At 69.1% G+C, this 24690-nt stretch carries 27 protein-coding genes; 21 read left to right on the plus strand and 6 right to left on the minus strand.

Annotated features, from left to right (window positions below; genetic code table 11):
• Window positions 1-34: 34 nt before the first annotated feature.
• Window positions 35-1081: a hypothetical protein gene (locus tag ACW14X_RS18000; RefSeq protein ID WP_457162862.1), complete on the minus strand. Its 1047-nt coding sequence runs from the start codon at window positions 1079-1081 to the stop codon at window positions 35-37.
• A 282-nt stretch (window positions 1082-1363) separates the two neighbouring features.
• On the opposite strand from ACW14X_RS18000, the gene ACW14X_RS18005 reads away from it, so the two are divergent.
• Together ACW14X_RS18005 and ACW14X_RS18010 are read left to right on the plus strand one after the other, a co-directional pair.
• Window positions 1364-1711 carry a WhiB family transcriptional regulator gene (locus ACW14X_RS18005; protein WP_350842017.1) on the plus strand — a complete coding sequence of 116 codons (348 nt, stop codon included), beginning with the start codon at window positions 1364-1366 and terminating at the stop codon, window positions 1709-1711.
• A gap of 21 nt (window positions 1712-1732) precedes the next feature.
• Window positions 1733-2098, plus strand: a complete 366-nt coding sequence (locus ACW14X_RS18010) for a metallopeptidase family protein (protein ID WP_457162863.1) — start codon at window positions 1733-1735, stop codon at window positions 2096-2098.
• 23 nt (window positions 2099-2121) lie between these two features.
• Here ACW14X_RS18010 and crcB read toward each other — a convergent pair whose 3' ends face one another.
• The 3 genes from crcB to ACW14X_RS18025 are packed head-to-tail and all read right to left on the minus strand — an operon-like array spanning window position 2122 to window position 3923.
• A complete protein-coding gene (gene crcB / locus ACW14X_RS18015) occupies window positions 2122-2490 on the minus strand; it encodes a fluoride efflux transporter CrcB (RefSeq protein WP_457162864.1) in 369 nt (122 codons plus the stop codon).
• Entirely contained in the window at window positions 2487-2963 is a 477-nt protein-coding gene (locus tag ACW14X_RS18020; protein ID WP_160026721.1) for a FluC/FEX family fluoride channel, read from the minus strand. The genes crcB and ACW14X_RS18020 overlap by 4 nt, the downstream gene beginning before the upstream one ends.
• An 18-nt stretch (window positions 2964-2981) precedes the next feature.
• The gene (locus ACW14X_RS18025) at window positions 2982-3923 is read right to left on the minus strand and encodes an ATP-binding protein (protein ID WP_400466841.1); all 942 of its coding nucleotides are present in this window, start codon (window positions 3921-3923) and stop codon (window positions 2982-2984) included.
• A 319-nt stretch (window positions 3924-4242) separates the two neighbouring features.
• On the opposite strand from ACW14X_RS18025, the gene ACW14X_RS18030 reads away from it, so the two are divergent.
• The 6 genes from ACW14X_RS18030 (at window position 4243) to ACW14X_RS18055 (ending at window position 9647) form a co-directional block, all read left to right on the plus strand.
• Window positions 4243-5685, plus strand: a complete 1443-nt coding sequence (locus ACW14X_RS18030) for an NAD(P)/FAD-dependent oxidoreductase (RefSeq protein ID WP_160026723.1) — start codon at window positions 4243-4245, stop codon at window positions 5683-5685.
• 144 nt (window positions 5686-5829) lie between these two features.
• A complete protein-coding gene (locus ACW14X_RS18035; RefSeq protein WP_457162865.1) occupies window positions 5830-6669 on the plus strand; it encodes an alpha/beta fold hydrolase in 840 nt (279 codons plus the stop codon).
• Window positions 6666-7622: a metal-dependent hydrolase gene (locus ACW14X_RS18040; RefSeq protein ID WP_457162866.1), complete on the plus strand. Its 957-nt coding sequence runs from the start codon at window positions 6666-6668 to the stop codon at window positions 7620-7622. The genes ACW14X_RS18035 and ACW14X_RS18040 overlap by 4 nt, the downstream gene beginning before the upstream one ends.
• Complete coding sequence (locus ACW14X_RS18045; RefSeq protein ID WP_457162867.1) at window positions 7619-8695, plus strand: PDR/VanB family oxidoreductase; 1077 nt, start codon at window positions 7619-7621, stop codon at window positions 8693-8695. The genes ACW14X_RS18040 and ACW14X_RS18045 overlap by 4 nt, the downstream gene beginning before the upstream one ends.
• Before the next feature lie 60 nt (window positions 8696-8755).
• Window positions 8756-9289: a GNAT family N-acetyltransferase gene (locus tag ACW14X_RS18050; RefSeq protein ID WP_457162868.1), complete on the plus strand. Its 534-nt coding sequence runs from the start codon at window positions 8756-8758 to the stop codon at window positions 9287-9289.
• A gap of 79 nt (window positions 9290-9368) precedes the next feature.
• Entirely contained in the window at window positions 9369-9647 is a 279-nt protein-coding gene (locus ACW14X_RS18055) for a hypothetical protein (protein WP_457162869.1), read from the plus strand.
• Between the two features lie 6 nt (window positions 9648-9653).
• Here the strand turns inward: ACW14X_RS18055 and ACW14X_RS18060 are convergent, their stop codons facing one another.
• On the minus strand, window positions 9654-10424 hold the full coding sequence (locus ACW14X_RS18060) for an IclR family transcriptional regulator (RefSeq protein ID WP_160026729.1): 771 nt from the start codon (window positions 10422-10424) through the stop codon (window positions 9654-9656).
• A 69-nt stretch (window positions 10425-10493) separates the two neighbouring features.
• On the opposite strand from ACW14X_RS18060, the gene ACW14X_RS18065 reads away from it, so the two are divergent.
• The 9 genes from ACW14X_RS18065 to mgrA all read left to right on the plus strand — a co-directional run bounded on the left by ACW14X_RS18065 (window position 10494) and on the right by mgrA (window position 17472).
• Window positions 10494-11297, plus strand: coding sequence for a 2-keto-4-pentenoate hydratase (locus tag ACW14X_RS18065; protein ID WP_457162870.1), 804 nt, complete (start codon window positions 10494-10496; stop codon window positions 11295-11297).
• A 5-nt stretch (window positions 11298-11302) separates the two neighbouring features.
• On the plus strand, window positions 11303-12277 hold the full coding sequence (locus ACW14X_RS18070; protein WP_457166073.1) for an acetaldehyde dehydrogenase (acetylating): 975 nt from the start codon (window positions 11303-11305) through the stop codon (window positions 12275-12277).
• Entirely contained in the window at window positions 12274-13296 is a 1023-nt protein-coding gene (gene dmpG, locus ACW14X_RS18075; protein WP_457162871.1) for a 4-hydroxy-2-oxovalerate aldolase, read from the plus strand. The genes ACW14X_RS18070 and dmpG overlap by 4 nt, the downstream gene beginning before the upstream one ends.
• A gap of 70 nt (window positions 13297-13366) precedes the next feature.
• Window positions 13367-13729, plus strand: a complete 363-nt coding sequence (locus ACW14X_RS18080) for a hypothetical protein (protein WP_160026732.1) — start codon at window positions 13367-13369, stop codon at window positions 13727-13729.
• Window positions 13726-14337 carry a hypothetical protein gene (locus tag ACW14X_RS18085; protein ID WP_160026733.1) on the plus strand — a complete coding sequence of 204 codons (612 nt, stop codon included), beginning with the start codon at window positions 13726-13728 and terminating at the stop codon, window positions 14335-14337. Before ACW14X_RS18080 ends, ACW14X_RS18085 begins: the two co-directional genes overlap by 4 nt.
• A 150-nt stretch (window positions 14338-14487) precedes the next feature.
• A complete protein-coding gene (locus ACW14X_RS18090) occupies window positions 14488-14730 on the plus strand; it encodes a helix-turn-helix domain-containing protein (protein WP_160026734.1) in 243 nt (80 codons plus the stop codon).
• Between the two features lie 25 nt (window positions 14731-14755).
• Entirely contained in the window at window positions 14756-15958 is a 1203-nt protein-coding gene (locus ACW14X_RS18095) for a type II toxin-antitoxin system HipA family toxin (RefSeq protein ID WP_457162872.1), read from the plus strand.
• Window positions 15959-16000: 42 nt separating this feature from the next.
• A complete protein-coding gene (locus ACW14X_RS18100; RefSeq protein ID WP_457162873.1) occupies window positions 16001-16414 on the plus strand; it encodes a DoxX family protein in 414 nt (137 codons plus the stop codon).
• Window positions 16411-17472, plus strand: a complete 1062-nt coding sequence (gene mgrA, locus ACW14X_RS18105; protein ID WP_350842041.1) for an L-glyceraldehyde 3-phosphate reductase — start codon at window positions 16411-16413, stop codon at window positions 17470-17472. The genes ACW14X_RS18100 and mgrA overlap by 4 nt, the downstream gene beginning before the upstream one ends.
• Window positions 17473-17479: 7 nt before the next feature.
• On the opposite strand, the gene ACW14X_RS18110 is transcribed toward mgrA, so the two are convergent.
• Window positions 17480-17914, minus strand: coding sequence for a DUF4440 domain-containing protein (locus ACW14X_RS18110; protein ID WP_457162874.1), 435 nt, complete (start codon window positions 17912-17914; stop codon window positions 17480-17482).
• Window positions 17915-17994: 80 nt separating this feature from the next.
• Between ACW14X_RS18110 and ACW14X_RS18115 the strand changes: the two genes are divergently transcribed.
• The 4 genes from ACW14X_RS18115 to ACW14X_RS18130 all read left to right on the plus strand — a co-directional run bounded on the left by ACW14X_RS18115 (window position 17995) and on the right by ACW14X_RS18130 (window position 24649).
• Window positions 17995-19470, plus strand: coding sequence for an amidase (locus ACW14X_RS18115; RefSeq protein WP_457162875.1), 1476 nt, complete (start codon window positions 17995-17997; stop codon window positions 19468-19470).
• Between the two features lie 67 nt (window positions 19471-19537).
• Entirely contained in the window at window positions 19538-21361 is a 1824-nt protein-coding gene (locus ACW14X_RS18120; protein WP_457162876.1) for a serine hydrolase, read from the plus strand.
• 25 nt (window positions 21362-21386) lie between these two features.
• Entirely contained in the window at window positions 21387-22706 is a 1320-nt protein-coding gene (locus tag ACW14X_RS18125) for a M20 family metallopeptidase (protein ID WP_350842047.1), read from the plus strand.
• Between the two features lie 140 nt (window positions 22707-22846).
• The gene (locus ACW14X_RS18130; RefSeq protein ID WP_457162877.1) at window positions 22847-24649 is read left to right on the plus strand and encodes a bifunctional metallophosphatase/5'-nucleotidase; all 1803 of its coding nucleotides are present in this window, start codon (window positions 22847-22849) and stop codon (window positions 24647-24649) included.
• Window positions 24650-24690 lie beyond the last annotated feature (41 nt).

Genomic DNA, 24690 nt, shown 5'->3' on the forward strand with positions numbered 1-24690 from the left:
GTAGGTAGAAGCAGATCTCGTACGCCGCGGCCGGCTACTCGGGCCAGGCGTCGAAGACCTGGCCACCGTTGGTGGTCAGGTGGTTGTGCAGCTGCTCGCCGGCAGCGGCGTCGCGCAGCGTACGAAGTACGAGGCGGCGCCGGTCGGACGGGTTGGCCGTCGGCGGTCCCGGGGTCAGCGCCATGGTCTCGGTGACCCGGTCGGCCAGCAGCCGCAGGTGGCTGCGCTCGCCGCCTGCGTAGATGACGTGGGTGTGCTCCAGCGGGGAGGCCCACAGGATGTTGCCCTCGACGACGATCAGGCGTGACTCGGTGGCCATCACCTTCATCTCGACGTCGGTCATGTTCTGGATCATGTCGGCCCCGGCGAGGATCGACTCACCCTCGTGCAGGAAGGCGGGCAGCGCGTGGGCGAGGTTGGCCTCGATCAGCGCGGCCTCCTCGCGGGCGCGCTGCTGGGCGCCCTGCTGACCGACGTACGGGCCGTTGCCGACGGTGCGCTGGGCACCCGTGTTCGGCGCCTGGCCGTAGGAGCCGGTGTTGGTTCCGTACGAACCCTGGTTGGGGTAGTAGGAGCCGGTGTTCGGGTAGGAGCCCGGGTTCGGGTAGGAGCCCGGGGCGGGCGCTACGCCGTAGCTGTTCGGGGAGGGCTGGCCGTAGGGGTTGCCCGTGCCGTACTCGCCACCCCAGCTGGCGTCGACGTTCACCTGGGCGCCGGCGGCTCGCGCGGCGTAGTCGAGGGTGGGGAAGAAGTCGTGGAAGGCGTCCTTGTCCCGGATCTTCATCGTCGTGGAGTACGACGATCCGGGGACCAGCGCCTCGATGATGAAGTCGCCCAGGCTGGGCGGGGGCGGGACGCCGATGAAGGTGAGGACGGCCAGGTTGACGGAGAAGACGCGCTCGTGGAACTCGAACATCACCCGGCGGTCGGTCAGGAAGGCGTGACCCGAGGCGTTTCCCTCGTGGGGAAACTTGACCGCGACCCGGGCCCACTGGACCTCACCGGGCTGCAGCAGGGACTTCACCAGGAGCCAGTCGCGGGTCTCCGAGGCGATGGCTCGACTGTTGGGATCATGCGCCATCCGTCGGTGGAAATCCTCCACAGGTCGGTGGCCTACGGTGATGGACGCCGAGGCCCTTCTCATTGAGCGCATGTTCGCAAACCCTAGCCCTTCCACCCTCTAGTGTGGACAGTTTGTACCAGCAGGGTCGCGATGTTGTGGAATCCCCTGATGTAGATGACGTCTCAACTCTGCGTGACCACTCCAAGCACCTGCCTATTGACAGAAAACTGACAGGCCATCCGACCACCCTCTTCAGTGGGTATCCCTGACGAGGGGGATCAGCGAGGGGATGGGGCTGTGATGACTGTTTCGCCTGTGGCGACGGCAAGAGAGACGACCGGCGTGCACTGGAGCGAGCTGCCGTGTGCGATCGAGGACGGCGATCTGTGGTTCGCCGCGACCAGCGCGGACGCGGACCGTGCCAAGGAGCTGTGTCGTACGTGTCCGCTGCAGCGCTCCTGCCTGCAGGGTGCGATCGCCCGGCAGGAGCCGCACGGTGTGTGGGGTGGCGAGGTCTTCTACGAGGGGATCGTCGTCGCACGCAAGCGCACCCGCGGTCGCCCGCGCAACGGAGAGCTCCACCAGCGGGACCTGGAGCGCCAGGCTCGCGCAAACCTTCGGAAAAATACTTCGGAAGCAGTTGCGTAGGGGTAACTGTCACCCGGCAGAATGTCTGCTGTGGGGATTGAGATAAGCCCGGAGCGCTTCGACGAACTCGTGGACCAGGCGCTCGACGCCATTCCGGACGAGCTGGCCGCTCAGGTGCACAACCTCGTCGTGCTCGTCGAGGAGTGGCCGCCCGAGGGCGAGCCCCAAGACACCCTCGGTCTCTACGACGGCGTGGCGCTGACCGACCGCAACGACCTCGACGGCCTCACGCTGCCGGACCGGATCTTCATCTTCCGCCAGCCCCTCCAGCAGATGTGCGTGGACGAGGTCGACCTGGCCGCCGAGATCCGCATCACCGTCGTCCACGAGATCGCCCACCACTTCGGCATCGACGACGAGAAGCTGCACCAGCTCGGCTGGGCCTGACCGGCTGGGCCTAACCGCTGGGCCTAGAGCGCCGAGCCCGCAACCCAGCCGAGGGTGACCGCGACGGTCCCGACCGCGAGGGAGCCGAGGACGTTCAGTGCGGCCGACCGCCACCGGCCGTCCTCGGCCAGGCGGACGGTCTCGTAGGAGAACGTCGAGAACGTCGTCAGCGCCCCGCAGAAGCCCGTCCCGGCCAGGGTGAGCACCCACCCGGGAAGTACGCCGCTCGCGGCCGCCCCGGCCAGCAGGCCGAGCACGAGCGAGCCGGCGGCGTTGACCGCCATCGTTCCCCACGGGAAGTCTCCGCCGGTCCACTGCCGGACGTAGAGGTCGGTGAGGTAGCGCGCCGGCGCCCCGACCGCGCCGCCGACCAGGACCAGGAGCGCGGTCATCCGTCCTCTCCTCGGGCAGGGTCGGGATCGAGGTCGGGGTCGATGCCGTCGACCACGACCTTCCGGCCGCTGTCGAGCACGACCACCCGGCCGAGCGTCAGCCCGAGCCAGGCGGCGCCGATCCCGCAGACCACCGAGGCGAGCACGTAGAGCATCGCTAGCGCGGGCGCGGGCCCGCTCAGGACGTACGTCTCGAGCTCGTAGGTCGAGAACGTGGTGTAGCCGCCGAGCACACCGACCCCGAGGAACGGGCGCAGGTAGCGGCCCCAGAACGGGACAGTGGCCAACGGGCCCAGGACGAATGCCATCAGCGCGCCCAGCAGCAGGCAGCCGGAGACGTTGGTGAGGAAGGTCGCCCACGGCCAGGAGTGGCCGCCGTGGGGGAGGACGGTGGTGAGGCCCCAGCGAGCCAGTGAACCGAGCGCTCCGCCGGCGGCGATGGGGGCGAGCAGGTCGCCATGCTCACGCAGCACGCCGACAGCGTACGGCTTCTAACGGAGGCCGGTCATCTGCGCCGCGCTCCACCTGGTGGGGCGGCCGCCGGCGGCCTGGGTGAGGTATTCGCCCAGGAACCAGCGCTGGAAGGAGACCTGCTCGGGCGAGCGGGCCAGGACGAGCAGCCGCTCCTGGCGGCAGAACTCGTCGATGAGGTCGAGCATGTCGAGGAAGCGACGCATCGTCTCGGCCGCGGACCGCGGCATGCGTACGTGCAGGTCGGCCGTCTCCCGGTCGCGGCCGGAGCCGGACCCGATCACCCCGGAGAGCTGGCCGTGGCCGAGGCCGTCGAGGAGCTGGCGCTCCAACGAGCCGAACAGGGCCGAGAGGCTGGCGGCGAGCGGGTAGTCGTTGGCGTGGGCGAGCGAGAGGAGGCGTACCTCCCGTCTCAGCTCCCGGAAGTGGTGCTGGAAGCCTTTGTAGAGGGCCAGAGGTACGCCGAGGATGCTGACCTCGACCGCCTCGGTGCCGAGGCGCTCGGGCTTCGGGGGTGCACCGGGAGGTCCGGTGATCACGCCCTCGACACCGTCACCCTCGTCGATCTCGGTCGCGGGGGTGAACCAGACTGTCTTGCCGGACGTGTCGATGTCGGCGCCCCAGGCCTCCGAGACGCTGGCCACGATCGAGAGGCCGCGACCGACCGTCAGCAGGACCTCGTCCTCGTCGTCGAGCGCGAGCGGGACCGGCAGCAGGGGCGGCTCGGTCGAGCCGTCCCGGATCTCGACGCGGGGGTGGTCGACGGTGCCGCGCATCCGGATCGTGACCGGGGCGGTGCCGTGGAAGAGCGCGTTGGAGACCAGCTCGGAGACGCCGAACTCAGCACAGTCGACGAGGTCGGTGCGGTCGATCTCCTCGCAGGCCGTCCGGACCCAGACGCGGGCGTCCTGGACGGCGCGGGAGCCGGTGCGGAGCAGGAGAGCTGGCCGGCTCAACGGCATGGTCTCCTCCGATCTCGCGGGTCGGCGTACACACGATCTCGTTGTGTGTTGTTCGTTGCAAGGATTTTCCGCACTTGAAGGTGTCTGATCCGGGCCATGGACCACTAGGGCACAAGGTCCCGGTGACCCTCACAGATTAAAGTCAGATGCTTTCGGCCGAGCGACGGACACGCGGTGAGCACGCATGCTCAGCGGCGTGGCGGCAACTGTGACGTAGCAGTCGTGCGCCCCGGGATGAACAGAACCGGTGTGATGGTTCAGAATAGTGAGTGGAACGTTCAAACGGTCTCTTGTGTTGAGGTAGCGGAGGGTATAAGCAATGTCAGCGGACCAGGCAAAGCACCGGGTCGTCATCATCGGTTCAGGCTTCGGGGGTCTCTTCTCCGCGAAGGCGTTCAAGGGCCGCGACGACGTCGAGGTGACCTTGATCGCGAAGACGACCCATCACCTCTTCCAGCCGCTGCTCTACCAGGTGGCGACCGGAATTCTCTCGCAGGGCGAGATCGCCCCGCCGACCCGAGACATCCTGCACCGGCAGAAGAATGCCAGCGTGCTGCTCGGCGAGGTCAATGAGATCGACACCGAGGCCAAGACGGTCAAGGCGAGCATTCTCAACCAGGAGATCGACGTTCCCTACGACTCCCTGATCGTCGCTGCCGGTGCCGGCCAGTCCTACTTCGGCAACGACCACTTCGCCGAGTTCGCGCCCGGCATGAAGTCGATCGACGACGCGCTCGAGCTGCGCGGCCGCATCTTCGGGGCCTTCGAGATCGCCGAGCTGACCGCTTCGCGCGGCGAGCCGATCGGTGACCTGCTCACCTTCGTCGTCGTGGGTGCCGGCCCGACCGGTGTGGAGATGGCCGGCCAGATCGCCGAGCTCTCCCGGCGGGTGCTGAAGAAGGACTTCACCCACATCCAGTCGGAGAAGGCCCGGGTGGTCCTGGTCGACGCGGCGCCGCAGGTGCTGCCGCCGTTCGGCGAGAAGCTCGGTGCCAAGGCCGAGAAGGCCTTGGAGAAGGCCGGTGTCGAGGTCGTCCTCGGCGCGATGGTCACCCACGTCGACGAGTTCGGCATCGAGATGAAGTTCAAGGACGGCACGACCCAGCGGATCGGCTCGATCGCCAAGATCTGGGCCGCGGGTGTCCAGGCCTCCCCCCTCGGCAAGACGCTCTCGGAGCAGACCGGCGCCGAGCTCGACCGGGCCGGCCGGATCGCGGTCAACCCCGACCTGACGCTGCCGGGCCACCCCGAGATCTTCGTGGTCGGCGACATGATCAACCTCAACCACCTGCCCGGTGTCGCGCAGGTCGCGATCCAGGGTGGCAAGCACTCGGCCAAGACGATCAAGGCCCGCCTGAAGAACAAGCCGGAGCCCGGCGACTTCAAGTACTTCGACAAGGGCTCGATGGCCACCATCTCCCGCTTCAACGCGGTCCTGATGATGGGCAACTTCAGGCTCACCGGCATCCTCGCCTGGTTCGGCTGGCTCGTGGTCCACCTGGCCTACATGACCGGGTTCCGCAACCGGCTCACCGCGACCCTGCACTGGATGATGTCGTTCATCGGCAAGGACCGCTCCGAGCGCACCACCACCATGCAGCAGATCTTCGCCCGGGAGGCGCTCGAGCGTGTCCCAGGCGGCATGGCCGCTCTCATCGACGACCCTGCCGAGGTCGCTCTGCAGGTCGAACGCCGCCGCAAGGAGCTCGAGGAGCAAGCCGCCGAGGAGTCGCGCCTGGCCGACTCCCACAGCGCCTCGTAGCCGCAGCTCTCTCCCCGGCCCGCCGCAGACACGTCTGCGGCGGGCCGGTCTTTTCGGTGAGTCCGGATCTGCGCTTGCTATTGTTTGCGGACACGGTGTCTCATTAATCTGTTCGGTGAGACACCCGCGAACGGAGGAGGAAGCGTGACCGAGGTGACCCAACGGCTGGTCGACACGACCGACGGGCTGACGCTCGCCGTCTACGAGCAGGGGCCGGCCGATGCCGAGACCGTGCTGCTCGTCCACGGCTACCCCGACAACCACTCCGTCTGGGACGGGGTCGCCAAGGTGCTCGCCGAGCGCTTCCACGTCGTCGCCTATGACGTGCGCGGCACGGGGGAGTCCGGGGTTCCGGACTCGACCGCCGGCTATCGCCTGGTGCAGCTCTCCGCAGACTTCAAGGCGGTCATCGACGCCGTCTCGCCCGACGCGCCGGTGCACGTCGCGGCGCACGACTGGGGCTCGATCCAGACCTGGGAGTCGGTGACCGACTCGGCGCTGAGGAGCCGGATCGCGACGTACGTCTCGATCTCGGGGCCCGACCTCGGGATGGCGACCACCTGGCTGCGCGAGCGGAGCCACCTGGGGAGCTCGCTGCGGCAGCTGGCCCACTCCTGGTACGTCTTCGCCTTCCAGCTGCCGCTGCTGCCCGAGGCGATGGTGCGCTCGGGGCTGCTCGCCAAGTTCGTCGGTGGCGAGGATCGGCCGACGAAGGACCAGGTCAACGGTGTCGAGCTCTACCGGGCCAACTTTCTCGGCAAGCTGCTCCGTCCGAAGCCGCGGTCGACGGAGGTGCCGGTGCTGGTGATCGCCCCTCGTGACGACGCCTATGTGACGGTGCCGCTGCAGACCGAGGCGCCCCGGGCGTACGCATCCTCGCTGGTCACCCAGGTCATCGACGGCGGACACTGGGTGGTGGCCGCGGATCCGGAGCTGGTCGCGGGCGAGATCGCGGCCTTCATCGAGAAGGAGGGTGTGCGATGAGCAAGCTGACGAAGGAGACCAAGCGCGGGCACGAGCCGGCCAAGGTGGCCCTCCACCCGCGGAACGTGACGTTCGACTGGAGCAGGCTGCCGCTGGTGTGGATCCCGGGCGAGGTCTTCGCCTCCCACTACGTCAACGTGCTGCATCTGCTGCTGCCCGAGGGCGAGCGGTGGTTCGTCAAGGTGTTCTCCGAGATCCTGCCGCTGATCGAGGACGACCAGCTGCGCGAGGACGTGATCGGCTTCATCGGCCAGGAGGGCGTGCACGCCGCCGCCCACCAGGAGGTCCAGGACTACTTCACCGACAACGGTCTCGACGTACGTCCGTTCGCGGCCGAGATCGAGGCCCTGTTCCGCAAGATCCTCGGCGACCGCGACCTGACCGGCCGGGCCAAGGAGGAGTGGCTGATCGAGCGCGCCGCGATCATCGCGGGTCTCGAGCACCTCACCGCCGTGCTCGGCAACTGGGTGCTCAACTCGCCCGCGCTCGACGAGATCGGCGCCGACGAGACGATGCTCGACCTGCTGCGCTGGCACGGCGCGGAGGAGGTCGAGCACCGCAACGTGGCCTACGACGTCTTCCAGCACGTCGATGGGCGCTACTCCCGTCGGATCCGCTCCTACCTGCTCGGCGGCACCGCGCTGCTCGTCCTGTGGTGGCGAGGCGCCGGCTACCTGATGAAGAACGACCCCACCGAGCCCGATCCTGCGAAGCGGCCGAAGGCGGGGCTGCTCAAGCTGATCGACGCCGAGCGTCGCGGGCTGGTGCCGGGTGTCGTACGCATCGGGTGGGCGACCTGGAAGTTCTTCCTGCCCAACTACGACCCGTCCGCGGAGGGCTCGACCTCCCAGGCGGTGAGCTACCTGGCCAAGTCTCCGGCGGCGCTGCGGGCCGACGCCATCGCGGAGTCACAGGAGACGGCACAGGAGACGGCACAGGAGACGGCGCGGTGACCAAGCCTGCGCACTACACGGTCCCGGACATCCCCGACTCGCGGCTCTACCGGGGCTTCGAGGCGATCGTCGGGGGCTACTGGACCAAGGCCGCCTACCGATCCTGGCGGCGCCGCAAGCCGCTCGGCAGGATCGACCGCGACCTGCACGTACGCGTCAGCCGGATCGACGAGGAGGGCCTCGACGTCAGGGCGATCTGGTTCGAGCGTGAGGACGGCACCGATCTGCCGGCCTGGGACCCGGGCGCGCACGTCGACGTGGTGCTGCCCAGCGGCCGGCTGCGGCAGTACTCGCTCAACTCCGACCCCGACGACCTCTCCGCCTACCGGATCAGCGTGCGGCGGATCGAGCCGACCGCGGGCGGAGGCGGCGGCTCCGTCGAGGCGCACTTCCTCGCCGTCGGCGACCGGCTCGTCCTGAAGGGGCCGCGCAACGCCTTTCCGTTCGTCGCCTCGCCCGCCGGATACCTCTTCGTCGCCGGTGGCATCGGGATCACGCCGATCCTGCCGATGCTGCGTGACGTGGTGCGCCGGGGTGTGCCGTACGAGTTCGTCTACACCGGCCGCTCCCGCGAGACGATGCCGTTCCTGGCCGAGATCCGGGAGATCGTCGGCGACCACGAGATCCAGCTGTGGCCCGATGACGAGATGGGCACGCCGGACGCCGCCAAGATCATCTCGCTCGCTCCGGAGGGTGCGGCTCTCTACTGCTGCGGGCCCATGCCGATGATCGACGCGATCCGTGCGCAGATCCCCGACCCGCAGATCGACACGCTGCACTACGAGCGGTTCTCGCCGCCGCCGGTGCTCGGCGGCCGCCCGTTCCGGGTTCGCCTCGAGGACTCCGACGTCGAGGTGGAGGTCGGCGCCGAGGAGTCGGCGCTGACCGCCGTCCGCCGGGTGCGTCCGACCCAGGCGTACTCCTGTCAGCAGGGGTTCTGCGGCACCTGCCGGGTGCGGGTGCTGGAGGGCGAGGTCGAGCACCGCGACCATGCGCTCGCCGACTACGAGCGCGATGGTCACATGATCCTGTGCGTCTCGCGTGCGAAGGGGACCGTGGTGATCGACGGCTGATCCCCGTCGTTCTGCGATAAGGGTTTGTTCCGGCGGGCTGTGGGCTGGTCTGCTTGCGACATGACAGCACTTGCCCTTCCCTCGCTCGATCTCTACGACTCCTGGGCGGCGTCCGTCGCCGAGTTCGGTGGGGCTCATGTCGACGGCGCCGCCATCCCCGACGAGGAGGCCGCCGACGTGAGCCGCGAGGCGTGCGAGCGGCTGGTCGCGAAAACCGCGCGGGACCGGAACCTCACGGTCCCGCCGCCCGCCGGGCGGGTGCATGCCTCGTCCTACTGGATCACCGACGACGGCCAGGTCGTCGGGTTCATCCAGCTGCGGCACGAGCTCAACGAGTTCCTGGAGAACGTGGGCGGGCACATCGGCTACTCGGTGCGGCCCTCGTCCCGTCGCCAGGGGCACGCCCGGCGAGCGCTGGGCCTCGTGCTCGACGAGGCCCGGGCGCTGGGCCTCGAGCGCGTCCTGATCACCTGCGACGAGGACAACGGTGCCTCGGCGCGCACCATCGAGTCCCAGGGCGGCGAGCTCCAGGACGTCATCGACGCGGCTGCGTACGGCTACGGGCTCACTCGGCGGTACTGGGTCAAGCTGTGAGCGAGCGTCAGCGAGCGATCATCCAATGCATCACGCGGCCGGCTCCGTACTCTGGCGCGTGCGCTACGGAGTTGGGCGCGTGAGCGAAGACGGGGTCGCGACCGAGGGGGAGGTGGAGTGGGCGCTGGCCGGTGACCCGGCTGCGCCCGCCGAGCAGGTCGAGGAGGTGCTGGCGGCGCTGCGCAGCATCGGACGTACGCCCGAGGTGGGTGTCGATGTGCTGCGCGCCGCTGCCTTCCGGCTCGTCTCCGAGGACAGGCTCGACGAGGTCGGCCGCGGCTGGCTGGAGCTCCTCGACGCGGTCCGGGCGCATCCCGACGCCAGGTTGGCCGACCTGCCGCCCGCTCGCACGGACTGACCTGTCTCAGCTGGACAGGGAGCGGCGGCGACTCGCCAGGCTGGAGAGGCCCTGGGCCGCGGCCCGGACGATGGTCACGTGGGCCTCGGGGCGGAAGCGTCCCACCGGGCCGGTGACGCTGATCGCGGCGAGCGCCTTGTCGCCGCCGTCGGCGAGGACCGGGGCCGCGATGCACTGCAGCCCGGCGGCCGACTCCTCGCGCTCGAAGGCGACGCCGTTCTCGAGCACGGCGGCGAGCTGCCGCTCCAGCAGACCGGGCGCCACGATCGTGTGAGGCGTACGCCGCTCGAGCGGGCTGCTGAGGATCTCCTGCTGTGCCTCGGGATCGGCGTAGGCGAGCAGGACCTTGCCGATCGCGGTGCAGTGGACCGGCATCCGGCCGCCCGGCCGGGAGGGTGACTTCGCCTGGCGGTGGCCGCCGATCTTGGCGACGTAGACGACGTCGTGGCCCTCGCGTACGCCCAGGTGGACGGTCTCGTGGGTGCGCTCGTAGAGGTCCTGGAGGAACGGCATCGCCAGCTCCAGGAGCGAGCGTTCGACCGAGGCCCGCATGCCGAGCTCGAAGAGGCCGCCGGAGAGGCGGTAGCCGAGGTCGGTGCGGTCCAGGAGGCGGTTGGTGACCAGGTCACCGGCGACGCGATGGGCGGTCGCCTTGGGGAGTCCCGTGCGGCGGACGAGCTCGGCCAGCGAGAGCACCTGGTCGTCGACCGTGAAGGCCCGCAGGATGGTCACCGCCTTGCCGAGCACGGTGTCGAGATCGGCAGGCTGGTGCGGCATGAGATCACCGTACCGGTCAGCGGGACGCCTACCCCGCTTCTTTCGCCCATCTGCTGAGACCGTGACCACATGAACGAAGTGACCTCCCCGTCCGATGCTGCCGTCGATGCCGCCGCAGATCGGCTGCTGACCGCCTCGGCGACGGGCACCCCCGTCCCGCCGATGCGGGACCTGCTGGACGCGACCGACCTGAAGACGGCGTACGCGATCCAGGAGCGCCTCACCGCCACCCGGCTCGCCGGCGGGGCGAAGATCGTGGGCCGCAAGATCGGGCTCACCTCCCAGGCGGTGCAGGAGCAGATCGGCGTGGACACCCCCGACTTCGGTGTGCTCTTCGACGACATGGCCTACCCGGACGGCGGCGTGCTCCCCGCCGACGCCATCCTGCAGCCGCGGGCCGAGGCCGAGATCGCCTTCGTGCTCGCGGCCGACCTGGCCGACGGCGACCTCTCCTACGACCAGGTCCGGGAGGCGATCGACTACGCCGTCGCTGCGATCGAGATCTGCGGCAGCCGGATCGCCGACTGGAAGATCGCGTTCGGCGACACCGTCGCGGACAACGCCTCCGCGGGTGCGTACGTCCTCGGGACCGAGCGCCGGCGTCTCGACGAGTTCGAGCCTCGCGAGGTCACCATGTCGATGTCGATCGATGACGAGGAGGTCTCGACCGGGACCGGGGCGGCGTGCCTGGGCGACCCCGTCAACGCCGTCCAGTGGCTGGCTCGCTACGCGCGTGACTTCGGTGAGCCGCTGCGCGCGGGCCAGCTCATCCTCTCCGGCGCGCTCGGGCCGATGCGGCCGATCGCGCCGGGCAACACCGTTCGTTCCACCGTGTCGGGCCTCGGCTCGGTGGCCTTCAGCGTAGGGAAGTGACCTTCATGCCAGCGGAAAGCACAGCCAAGACGAAAGTGGCGATCATCGGGTCGGGCAACATCGGCACCGATCTGATGATCAAGGTGATGCGTACGTCGCAGCACCTGGAGATGGGCGCGATGGTCGGGATCGACCCGTCCTCCGACGGCCTCGCTCGCGCCGAACGCTTCGGGTTCGCGACGACGTCGGACGGCGTCGAAGGGCTGATCGGGCTGCCGGGGTTCGACGACATCGAGATCGTCTTCGATGCGACCTCGGCCAAGGCGCACGTCGCCAACGCGGCGGCGCTGGAGCCCTACGGGAAGCGGCTGATCGACCTCACCCCCGCGGCGATCGGGCCGTACGTCATCCCGGCCGTCAACATCGACGAGCACATCGACGCGCCGAACGTGAACATGGTGACCTGCGGCGGGCAGGCGACGATCCCGATCGTGGCCGCGGTCGCGCGGGTGGTGCCGGTCGCCTACGGCGAGATCGTCGCCTCGATCTCGTCCCGCTCCGCCGGTCCCGGCACCCGGGCCAACATCGACGAGTTCACCGAGACCACCTCGGGCGCGATCGTCCAGGTCGGCGGCGCCAAGCGCGGCAAGGCGATCATCATCCTCAACCCGGCCGAGCCGCCGCTGATCATGCGCGACACCGTCTTCGCGCTGGTCGAGGGCGGGTCCCGCTCCCTGGAAGAGCTGACCGCGGAGATCACCGAGTCCGTCGAGAAGATGGTCGGTGACGTCGCCGCGTACGTTCCTGGCTACCGGCTCAAGCAGAAGGTCCAGGTCCACCCGATCCCGTCGGACCAGCCGGTCGAGACCCTGCTCGCCGAGGGTGAGACGACCCGGCCCACGCATCAGGTCTCGGTGTTCCTCGAGGTCGAGGGCGCCGCGCACTACCTCCCGGCCTATGCCGGAAACCTCGACATCATGACGTCGGCCGCGCTGCAGATGGCCGAGCGCATCGCGGCGGCCAAGGAGGCTGGCAAGTGAGCATCCCGATCTATGTCCAAGAGGTCTCGCTGCGCGACGGCATGCACGCCGTACGCCACCGGATCACGCCCGAGGACGTCAAGCGGATCGTCATCGCCGCCGACGAGGCCGGCGTCGACGCCATCGAGGTCGCGCACGGCGACGGCCTGACCGGCGGCTCGGTCAACTACGGCCCCGGCTCCAACAGCGACTGGGAGTGGATCGAGGCAGCGGCCTCGGTCATCAAGAACGCCCGCCTGACCACCCTGCTGCTTCCCGGCGTCGGCACCATCCACGACCTCGAGCGGGCCTATGACCTCGGCGTGCGCTCGGTCCGGGTCGCGACCCACTGCACCGAGGCCGACGTGTCGGCCCAGCACATCGCCGCCGCCCGCGAGATGGGGATGGACGTCTCCGGGTTCCTGATGCTCAACCACATGGCGCCCGTGGACGTCGTCGCGCAGCAGGCGAAGCTGATGGAGTCCTACGGAGCCCACTGCGTCTACATCACCGACTCCGGCGGCCGCCTGACGATGAACGACGTCCGCGACCGCGCCCGCGCCTACCGCGACGTGCTGAACGACGAGACCGAGATCGGCATCCACGCCCACGAGAACCTCTCGCTGTCGGTGGCCAACTCGGTCGTCGCGGTCGAGAACGGCGTCTACCGCGTCGACGCCTCCCTCGCCGGCCACGGCGCCGGCGCCGGCAACTGCCCGATCGAGGCGTTCATCGCGGTCGCCAACCTGTCGGACTTCAAGCACAACTGCGACCTGTTCAAGCTCCAAGACGCCGCCGACGACATCGTCCGCCCGCTCCAGGACCGCCCCGTACGCGTCGACCGCGAGACCCTCACGATGGGCTACGCCGGCGTCTACTCCTCCTTCCTCCGCCACGCCGAGAACGCGAGCGCCCGCTACGGCGTCGACACCCGCGACATCCTCATGGAGTGCGGCCGCCGGGGTCTGGTGGGCGGCCAGGAGGACATGATCGTCGACATCTGCCTCACGAAGCTCGAGGAGCGCGAAGCCGTGAACTGAGTGCCCCGAGGACCCGGGGAGCGTCAGGCGTACGTGGTGCGTCTGACGCTCCCCGGGTTACCGTCGCTCTGTGATCGAAGCGCCGGATGAGCGGAGGGCGCGAGAGCGGCGCGAGGACGCTGCTCGGCTGCTGCGCGCCCACCTGCTCATGCAGGACGGGGTCGCGAGCCACGCCCAGCTGACTGCCGGCGGGGTGACGAAGACCGACATCGAGCGGAGGCTGCGCCGCAAGGAGCTCCGCCGCGTCTACCCGCGGATCTACGTCGATCACGCCGGTCCGATGACGTGGTCCCAGCGCGCGTGGGCAGCTGTCCTCTACGCCGAACCAGCGTCGAGGAACCGAGGGGCCGCGACGACGGCGCCCCGATCCACGTCGCCATCGACCACAGCCGCCGAATCCGGCCGCAGGCCGGCATCGTCATCCATCGGATGAAGGGACTGGAGCTGCGCGCCTACGGCGGTACGCCGCCCCGGCTCAGCGTCGAGGACAACGCGCTGGCGATGGCGTCTGAGGCCACCAAGGACATCGACGCGATCGCCCGCCTCGCGGACGTGGCGAGCAGGCCGTACGTCACCGCGGCCTCCCTGCGCGCCGCCCTCGACCGCTACCCGTCGATCCGCCGCCGCGCGCTCCTTGCCGGCTTGGTCGACGACCTCGAGTCGGGCACCCACTCCGTGCTCGAGCACGGCTATCTCACCAAGGTCGAGCGAGCCCATGGCCTGCCGGTCGGGACGCGCCAGGCACCCCGATCCGGCCCGGCGGGGAACCAGTTTCGCGACGTCGAGTACGCGGCGTACCGCCTCGTCGTCGAGCTCGACGGCGCCGTCGGCCACGACTCCTGGCGTGACCAGTCCCGCGACGCCGACCGCGCGCTCGACGACCTCGCCGCCGCCGGAACGCTCACCGCCCGTCTCCGCTTCCACCAGGTCTTCGACACCCCGTGCCAGACGGCAACCCGGATCGCCAGGATCCTCAGACGCAACGGCTGGACGGGCGCGATGAGGGCGTGCGGCGACGACTGTCGAATGAAAGCGGCTTGACCCGGGGAGCGCCAGGCGCGTGTGGTGCGCCTGGCACTCCCCAGGTTCGTGTCATCAGGAGGCGTAGGTATCGCGATTTCACGATAAGCCATCAGTATCGTGAAATCGCGATACAGTAGTGCTATCGCGATTTCACGATAGGAGACCGGTGTGACGAGTACGAGCCTGCGCGTACCGGCCGACTTCGGGCTTGCCCTTCAGCAGGCTCGGTTGGCGCGTGGAATGACCCAAGCCGATCTTGCCGGTGAGGTCGACGTCCCGCAGAGCACCATCAGTGAGATCGAGGCAGGGAAGTCGACGATCTTCATGCGCCGCCTTCTGGATCTGATGCAGGCCACCGGGGTCGAGCTCACCGCGACCTGGGAGGACGAAGCAGATGCGCCTCGCCGTTGAGCTCTACGGAACCATCGTTGGCGACTTGACCGGTCAGCCTGCGACGTACGACTTCGTCCCGGGCGCCGAAGGGATCGATCGCTTCGGCGCCAACAGTCTGATCCTGTCGGTCGTTGCACCGCTGGTCGGCATCTCGCGCAAACACCAGGCCGCCCGACGCCGCAACTGGTTCAGCGAGCTGCTCCCGGAGGGCGACCAGTACGACTACATGCTGCGGCAGGCCGGATTGCGACGCGGGGACACGCTCGGATTCCTTGCCCGCTATGGACGGGACGTCGCCGGTGCGCTGCAGATCTGGGATCTCGACGACCCGACCGAGCCGAAGACGCCGTCGCGTCGGCCGGTCGACCACGCGCAGATCAGGCGTCTGCTCGAGGACCCGGTGGGGTCACCACTCGCCAACGAGTCGTTGCTCGGCAAGTCCTCGTTGGCGGGTGTGCAGCCGAAGGTGGTTCTCGTGCGCGACGGTGCCGGATGGGCGCAATCGCTGGGTGGCTACCCGACCACTCACATCATCAAGCCGATGCTGGAGCGACGTCCGAGCGTGGTCTTCGATGAGGAGTACGGCGCCCGGATCTCGCGGGCACTGGGCCTCGCCGAGCACAGTGCGTGGATCGACGACTTCGACGGCCTGTCGGCACTTGTCATCGAGCGCTTCGACCGCGCCGCGGGAGCACGGATCCATCAGGAGGACTTCAGCCAGGCACTCGGTGCCTCGGGCGACCAGAAGTATCAGGAGTACGGCGGCCTTGTGAGCCTGCGACGGGTCGCCGACACCCTGCAGCGGACCACTCGATCCGCCGACTTGGTCAGCCTGGCCCGGATTGTCGTTCTCGCGGTCGCGATCGGCAATCTCGACATGCACACCAAGAACCTCGGCATCCTTCACCCGCTCGATGACGAACCTCGGCTCGCGCCGGCGTACGACGTCGTTCCGCAATCTCACCTTTCGGGGATCGACGGGAAGTTGGCGCTGGCCGTGAACGGAAACTACCGCCACGCCGGCCTCACCGCCTCGGACATCAAGTCCGAGATCGCGAAGTGGGGCGTACGTCGTGCCGAGCGAATCGTGGACGACTGCCTGGCCGAGATCGCCGAGGTGGTGGCGAAGGAGAGCCCGTTGCCCGGTGCTCACCCCGCCCTCCAAGAGGACATCGCCACGTTCACCGAGAACCTGCGGGCGGGAAGGGCGGTCGGGCGACCCGGGAGTCCTGAGGTCACCGGGTGACTCCCCGTCTCCCACGTTGGGCGGGCGTGACAGAGTCGTCCCGTGAGCACTGAATCTTCTACTTCGCGGCTCGATCTGCCGCTGGCCGGGTTGGCCGCACTGTTCCTCGGGTCGGGGACCCTGCATCTGGTGAGGCCGCAGGTGTTCGAGCCGATCGTGCCGCCGCAGCTGCCGGACGCGCGCAAGGTGGTGGAGGTCTCCGGGGTCGCGGAGATCGTCTGCGGGCTGGGGCTGCTGCACCCGAAGACCCGCCGGATCGCGGGGCTCGCGAGTGCCGCGCTGCTGGTGGGCGTGTTCCCGGCCAACGTGCAGATGAGTGTCGATGCGGGGAAGCGGGCGAACCGGAAGCGGACGCCCAAGTCGGCCGGGTTCTTTGCCGGTACGGTCGCGCGGCTGCCGCTGCAGTGGCCGATGATCAAGGTGGCGCTGCGCGCCGGAAAGGGGACCGGCGCATGACGTACGTTCCTTCGGAGTCGCGCTACGACGCGATGCCCTATCGGCGGACCGGCAACAGTGGCCTGGATCTGCCGGCGGTCAGCCTCGGGCTGTGGCACAACTTCGGTGACGACCTGGCGTTCGAGCGGCAGCGGGCGATCCTGCGTACGGCCTTCGACGCGGGCATCACCCACTTCGACCTGGCCAACAACTACGGCCCGCCCTACGGGTCCGCCGAGGAGAACTTCGGGCGTCACCTCCGCGGCGACTTCGCCCACCTGCGCGACGAGCTGGTGATCTCGACCAAGGCCGGCTGGGACATGTGGCCGGGGCCGTACGGCAAGATCGGCGGCTCGCGGAAGTACCTGATCTCCAGCCTCGACCAGTCGCTGAAGCGGATGGGGCTCGACTACGTCGACATCTACTACCACCACCGTCCTGACCCCAGCACGCCGCTGGAGGAGACGATGGGCGCCCTCGACCAGATCGTGCGGTCCGGGAAGGCGCTCTACGTCGGGCTGAGCTCCTACTCCTCGGCGCTGACCCGGGAGGCGGCGGCGATCCTGCGCGACCTCGGTACACCGCTGCTGATCCACCAGCCGTCCTACTCGATCCTCAACCGCTGGCTCGAGACCGACGGCCTGCTGGACACGCTCGACGAGGTCGGGGCGGGTGCGATCTCCTTCTCGCCGCTGGCGCAGGGTCTGCTGACGAACAAGTACCTCGGCGGTGGCGGCATCCCGGAGGACTCGCGCGCTGCCAAGGCCCGCTTCCTGACCCCGGAGGCACTCACGCCCGAGACGCTCGCCGGCATCGAGTCGCTCAACGCCCTCGCCGTCGACCGTGGCCAGACGCTCGCTCAGATGGCGCTCGCCTGGGCGCTGCGTGATCCGCGGATGACCTCGGTCGTCATCGGCGCTTCCCGACCGGAGCAGGTCACCGACTGCATCGGCGCGCTCTCCGGTCCCGAGCTGACCTCCGAGGAGCTGGCCAGGATCGACGAGTACGCCGCTGCCACCGGCATCGACCTGTGGAAGCGCGACCGGGTCGAGGGTGACTACCGGGAGATCTTCAACTGACCGGCCATCAACGCTCGTCGTCCCAGGCAGCGGAGCTGATCCGCCAGCCGTCGTCGGTGCGTACGAACGACATCGTCTTCATGCCCCTGCCGGTGTGGACCTCGTCGTTCGTGCGCCAGCGCTTGCCGTAAGCGCCCCACCAGTGGGCGATGTCGCCGAAGACGTTGGTGCGACCGGGCTCCGGCCACTCCTCGAACTCGCTGATCTCGCCACTGGTCAGGAGCGCGACGCGCGGGGCGATGAAGGACTCGACGTCGTAGACCTCGATCGGCAGGCCGCACGTGCGCACCACGGTCGCGCCGGGAAGCATGATCCGGCGCAGATCGTCCAGGCGTGCGGCCGCGTCCGGCCCTGAGGTGAACGCGGAGAAGAACGCACGCACCAGGGCCTCGATCGCGGTCTCGTCCGATGTCGAGGCGGCTTCGCCGCTGGTGATGGTCATGCCCGGAACATAGCCATGCACTCCGGAAACGGCACGCCATTTGGGGGCGCGGAGCTCGCCGTGGCCGCTAACCTGCGCTCATGCGGGTCGATGAGTATCTGACGTACGACGCCACCGGGCTGGCGCAGCTGGTCGCTGCCAAGGAGGTGACCGCGGCCGAGGTCCTGGCCGCGGCGCGGGAGCGGGCGGCGGCGGTGAATCCGCGGATCAACGCGATCGTCGCGGACATTCCCGAGGCTGATGCCCAGGTCGCCGGCGACGGCCCGAGCGGGCCGTTCGCCGGGGTGCCGTTCCTGGTGAAGGACCTGGCTCAGGAGTATCAGGGGCACCCGACGACCTACGGCTCGCGGTCGCTCGTCGACGACGTCGCCGAGGAGCACTCCTACTTCACCCAGAGCGCGCTGGACGCCGGCCTGGTGATCTTCGGCAAGACGAACACCCCGGAGTTCGGGTCGAAGGGGATCACCGAGCCGGAGCTGTTCGGCGCCGCCCGCAACCCGTGGAACACCGACCGCACGCCCGGCGGCTCCTCGGGTGGCTCCGGCGCCGCGGTGGGCGCCGGGATCGTCCCGGCCGCCGGCGCCAACGACGGCGGCGGGTCCATCCGGATCCCGGCGGCCTGCAACGGCCTGGTCGGTCTGAAGACCACCCGCGGGCTGCTGCCGCTGGGCCCGCAGAGCCTGGATGCCTCCAACGGCTTCGTCGTCCAGGGCGTGGTGACCCGCACGGTCCGCGACGCGGCCGGGCTCTACGACGCGCTCATCGGTGACCAGCCGATGGCGATGATCCACGCGCCGCACCCCGGCGCGGCCTTCTCCGAGGCCATCGCGACCGCGCCGCGCAAGCTTCGGATCGGGTTCACCTCGACGTCCTCCATCACCACGCCCGACCCGGAGGCGATCGCGGCCGTCGAGGACGCGGCCAAGGCCCTCGAAGCACTCGGCCACGATGTCGAGGAGGTCGAGGCGCCCTACGACGCCGCCGAGCTCGGCCGTGACTTCCTCACCATCTGGTTCGCCTCTGCCGCTGCCGAGGTGGCCGAGGCCAAGCTCCGTGTCGGAGCCAAGAACGCCGACTTCGAGGCCGACACCCTTGCCGTGGCCGAGCTCGGCCGGGCCGGGGGAGTGGTCGCCGTCGAGCTGGCGCACATCAACCGCCGCAACCACGTACGCCGCCTCAGCGCGTTCCACGAGACGTACGACCTGCTGCTGACTCCGACGTTGGCGAAGCCGCCGCTGAAGGTCGGGCAGCTGACCACGCCCAAGGCGCTCCAGACCGCGGCGCGGGTGCTGCACAAGGTGCACGGCGGGCGGGTCATGCGCGCGACCGGGATGATCGACCAGCTGGTCGCCGAGAACCTCGGCTGGGTGCCCTACACCCAGCTCGCCAACATCACCGGACGCCCGGCGATCTCGGTGCCGACCTACCGGACCGCCGCCGGACTGCCGCTGGGCATCCAGCTCTCCGGTCAGCTCGGCGACGACGGCCTGCTGCTGCAGGTCGCTGCTCAGCTGGAGCAGACGAAGCCGTGGGCAGAGCACTGGCCGACGCTCTGACACCTAGACCGTGAAAGAAAATTTCCTTTCACGCACGAAGCTCGCGCCGGAGCGGCAGTATCGGGGTATGACACCGTCTCCGGACATGCTCATGACCTCTCGGCGCACGCTTCTCGGCGGCACCCTGAGCGGAGTCGCGATGACTCTCCTCGGCGGTGCCGCGGTGGCTTCGACCCCGGAGGATCCCACCAAGGCAACCAGGGCGCTCGCCTCGCTGGCCGGCCCGCCGCCGACGATCACGCCGGACGAGCTGACCTTCACCCCACGCACCGTCCTGCGTCCCGGCCACGCCCGCCAGGTCGGCCTGGACCCGGCGCCCATCGCCAGGATCCGCACCGAGCTGACCCGGTTCCTCGAGCCGACGACGGAGAACCCCGCCCACCCCCTGTACGCAGGGGCCACCGCGATCGCGGTCAAGGACGGCGTCATCGTCGCCCACGAGAGCGTGGGCAAGGCGCTCCGATACGGCCTCGACGGCACCACCGTCGTCGAGCTCCCGGCCGACCAGCAGGTCGCGGCCGGGCTCGACACGATGTGGGACATCGCCTCGATGTCGAAGCTCTTCACCACGACCGCGATCCTCCAGCTGATGGAGCAGGGCAGCCTCGACCTCGAGGCTCCGGTGGTCACCTACCTGCCCGAGTTCGCGCCGCACGGTAAGGACGCGATCCTCGTACGCCACCTCCTCACCCACGTCTCCGGCCTGCTCGCCGGCCCGTCGCCGTCGCTGTGGGCGGGCTACGACACGTACGAGGAGCGGGTCGCGGCGATCATGGACACGACGCCGACGCACGCGCCCGAGCAGATCTACCGCTACTCCGACATCAACCTGATCACCCTCGGGCTCCTGGTCGAGCGGCTCTCGGGGAAGAAGCTCGACGTCTACGTCCGCGACCACGTCACCGAGCCGCTCGGGATGCGCGACACGATGTACAACCCGCCCGCCGATCGCCTCGACCGGGTCGCCGCGACCGAGTACCAGCCCTGGGCCGGCCGCCCGATGATCCGTGGCGAGGTGCACGACGAGAACGCCTGGGCCCTCGGTGGCGTCGCCGGTCATGCGGGCGTCTTCTCCACCGCGGCCGACATGGCCAGGTTCGGCCAGATGTACCTCAACGGCGGCGTCTACAACGGCACCAGGATCCTCGAGGAGGAGACGGTCAGGCTCTCGCTGCGCGACTACACCGGAGCCCGGTTCACCAGCTCCCGCGGCCTCGGCTGGGAGCTCGCCACGACCTGGTACCACGGGCCGATCTGGTCCCCGGTCTCCTTCGGCCACACCGGCTACACCGGCACCAGCTTCGTGATGGACCCGATCGGCCACCAGCTCGTCGTGCTGATGACCAACCGCGTCCACCCCAGCCGCGACTGGGGCAGCAACAACCCCTCCCGGCGTGCCGTCTCCGACGCGCTCGGCATGGCCTCGGCGGTCCGCCCGGCGACAGGACGTACGTCGTGGTTCTCGGGTCGCACGAACGCGAAGAAGGCGACGCTCGACGTGCCGCTCGCGGCCACCGACGGCGCGAGGCTCCGCTTCGACTACTACTTCGACACCGAGCCACGCTTCGACTTCGGCCGGCTGCAGTACTCCACCGACGGCACCACCTTCAGCCCGCTGCCCTGGACGCTCGAGGGTGGTGACTGGAGCTGGGAGACCAGCGAGGCGGTCAACGGCTACGGCGGTCGGCGATGGCTGTGCGGCCGCGCCGAGCTCCCGGACGGCACGACCACGGTGCGGTGGACCTACGAGACCGACTCGTCCTCCCAGGGTCGCGGGATCTACGTCGACGGCATCGTGGTCAGCCAGGGGCGGCGTACGTCGTTCGACTCCTCCCGACCGGGCGACGAGGCACGCATCGTCGCCGACGGCTGGGCCCTCAGCGATCGATGACACATCACCGATAGCCTCTGGCCACATGAGCCAGCCGCAGCAGCCGAACCCGTTCCTGGTCAACCAGCTCCGCGACGAAACAGACGCCAAGGCGCTCATCACGAAGGCCGCTGAGTCGACCTCGGCGGGTGCGCCGCGAGGGATCCTGGACGCGATCCGCGACAAGCTCGTGGACCTGGGCCCCGAGCTGGTCGCGGTCTCCCACGACCTCGCCGAGCACCCGGAGACCGGCTTCGAGGAGCACCGGAGCTCGGCCGGGCTGGCCGAGTTCGTCGAGGCTCACGGCATCGAGGTGGCCCGTGGCGCCTACGGTCTCCCGACCGCCCTCTACGCCTCGGCGGGCGGCGCCAAGGACGGCCCGACGATCGCCGTGCTCTCCGAGTACGACGCGCTCCCCGGCATCGGCCACGGCTGCGGCCACAACCTGATCGCCACGGTCGGCGTGGGCGCGTTCCTGGCCATCGCGAGCGTGATCGACCGCGTCGGCGGCCGGGTGATCTGGCTCGGCACCCCGGCCGAGGAGGGCGGTGGCGGCAAGGAGCTGATGGCGCAGAAGGGTGCCTTCGAGGGCGTCGACGCGGCGATCATGGTCCACCCGTTCACCTACGACAGCTCCGAGCCGGTCTTCCTGGGCCGCAGGCAGCTGAAAGTGACGTACGTGGGGGTGCCGGCGCACGCCTCGATCCAGCCGTTCATGGGGCGCAACGCCCTGGACGCCGCCAACCTGCTCTACACCGGCGTCGCGCTCAACCGGCAGCAGATGCCTCCGACCGACCGGGTGCACGCGATCATCACCGACGGCGGCCTGCGCCCCAACGTGATCCCGGAGCACGCCTCGATCGAGTTCTACGTACGCTCCGCCTACCCCGAGACGCTCAAGATCCTCTCCCAGCGGCTGGAGGAGATGGCGATGGGCGCGGCGCTGATGACGGGCTGCGGTGTCGAGTTCAGTTGGGACGAGTCGCCGGTCTACCTGCCGATCCGCAACAACAGCGGGCTGGCGCAAGCGTGGAACCGCCGCTACCAGGAGCGCAACCACACCGTCCTCGCGCCGGGCGTCGTCCCGGACCTGCTCGCCGGGTCCACCGACTTCGGCAATGTCTCCTTCCGGGTCCCCGGCCTGCACGCGATGGTCAAGATCGCCGAGCCCGACGTGTCGCTGCACAGCCGCGAGTTCGCCGCTGCCGCGGTCACGCCGTACGCCGACGAGGTGCTCGTCGATGCCGCCTACGGTCTCGCCGGGGTGGCTGCCGACTACCTCTCGGACGCGAACCTGCGGGAGACGGTCCGCGACGAGTTCGAGGAGGCCGGTGGCGCGGTGGACGCTACCGAATTTTTCGGGTGATTAACGGTTGATGACGATTCGGCGGCGGTAATCCTGTTACCTCTTCACAATCGGAACCCGAAGGGGCATTGTTCCCTTCGTCGATCACTGAGATGGGGAGCCCCGCAATGCCTCGTAACACCCGAAAGCTTCGCCCCGTTGTGGCCGTTGCCGCCGTCGCTCTCGCGGCCGCCGCAGTCGCCACTCCGGTCGCGACATCCGCCTCCGCCAAGCCGGGAAGCAACCTGGTCGATGTCCAGCTGCTCTCGTTCAACGACTTCCACGGCAATCTCGAGGCGCCGTCGGGTTCGAGCGGGCGACTGATCACCGGCCACCACATCGACCCAGCCACCGGCAAGCCGGTCGATGACACCGTCAACGTGGGTGGCGTGGAATACCTCGCCTCCCACCTGGCCGAGGCGCGCAAGGGCCACGACCGTTCCCTGACCGTCGCCGCGGGTGACCTGATCGGCGCCTCGCCGCTCCTCTCGGCCGCCTTCCACGACGAGCCGTCCATCGAGGCGCTCAACAAGCTCGGTCTGGACGTGACCGCGGTCGGCAACCACGAGTTCGACGAGGGTTACAAGGAGCTGCAGCGCATCGCCGACGGCGGCTGCATCGAGGACGGCGACGGCGAGGACAACCAGAACTCCTGCGCCGCCCACGAGTACGCGGGCGCCGACTTCGACATCCTCGCCTCCAACGTGATCGAGGACGCGAGCGGCAAGACGATCCTGCCGTCCTACGCCATCAAGGAGATCGACGGCGTCAAGATCGGCTTCATCGGCATGACCCTGGAGGGCACCCCCGACATCGTCACCGCCGAGGGCGTCAAGGGCCTCACCTTCAAGGACGAGGTCGAGACCGCCAACGCGCTCGTGCCCAAGCTGAAGAAGAAGGGCGTCAAGGCGATCGTCACCCTGATCCACGAGGGTGCCAACCTGCCGAAGGAGAAGTGGACCGACCCCGCCACCGGCACGGTCTACGACGTCAACGCCAGGTACGACTACACCTGCGAGGGCGGCGGCGAGCTCGTCGCCGGCTCGCCGATCGTGCCGATCGCGCAGAACCTCGACCCCGAGATCGACATGGTGGTCACCGGGCACACCCACAACCCCTACGTCTGCGACGTACCGGACCCCGAGGGCAAGTCCCGCCTGATCACCTCGGCCTCGTCCTTCGGCCGGCTCTACACCGAGACCAACCTGAAGTACAACCTCAAGTCGCGCGACATCGTCCGCTCGTCGGTCAAGGGCTCGAACCTGCTCGTCACCCGTGACGTGGCCAAGGCCCCCGAGCAGACCACGCTGATCAACACCTACAAGGAGCTGGTCACCCCGATCGCCTCCCGGGTGCTCGGTTCGATCTCCGGTGACGTCACCCGCACCACCAACGCCTCCGGCGAGAGCGCCCTCGGCGACCTGATCGCCGACGCCCAGCTCGCCGACCAGTCGACGGTCGTCAACGGACAGACGCCGGTGATTGCGTTCATGAACCCGGGCGGCATCCGTGCCGACCTGACCGCGACCAACTCGCCCTACGGCGAGGCAGTCGGTGAGGTCACCTACGACGAGGCGTTCACGGTCCAGCCGTTCAACAACTACCTGGTCTCGCTGACCATGACCGGCCAGGACATCTACGACCTGCTCACCCAGCAGGTCACCGGCGCCAACGCGGCGTCCCACAAGATCCTGCAGGTCTCGGAAGGCTTCTCCTACGAGATCAGCCCCTCGGGTCCGGTCGACGGTTCGGTCACGCTCAACGGCCAGCCGATCGACAAGGCCGCGTCCTACCGGGTCGTGACCAACAACTTCCTGCAGGGCGGCGGTGACGCCTTCGCGGCGTTCACCAAGGGCACCGACCCCTACTACGGCGGCCTCGACATCGACGCCTTCTCCGCCTACCTGGAGGCCAACTCGCCCTACACCCCGGGCCCGCTCGATCGCATCACCGGGACCCACTGAACGAGAGTTCGTTCGTACGCAGCGGGCCCGACCAGCTCTGA

Source organism: Nocardioides sp. YJ-D4 (genome assembly GCF_054031495.1).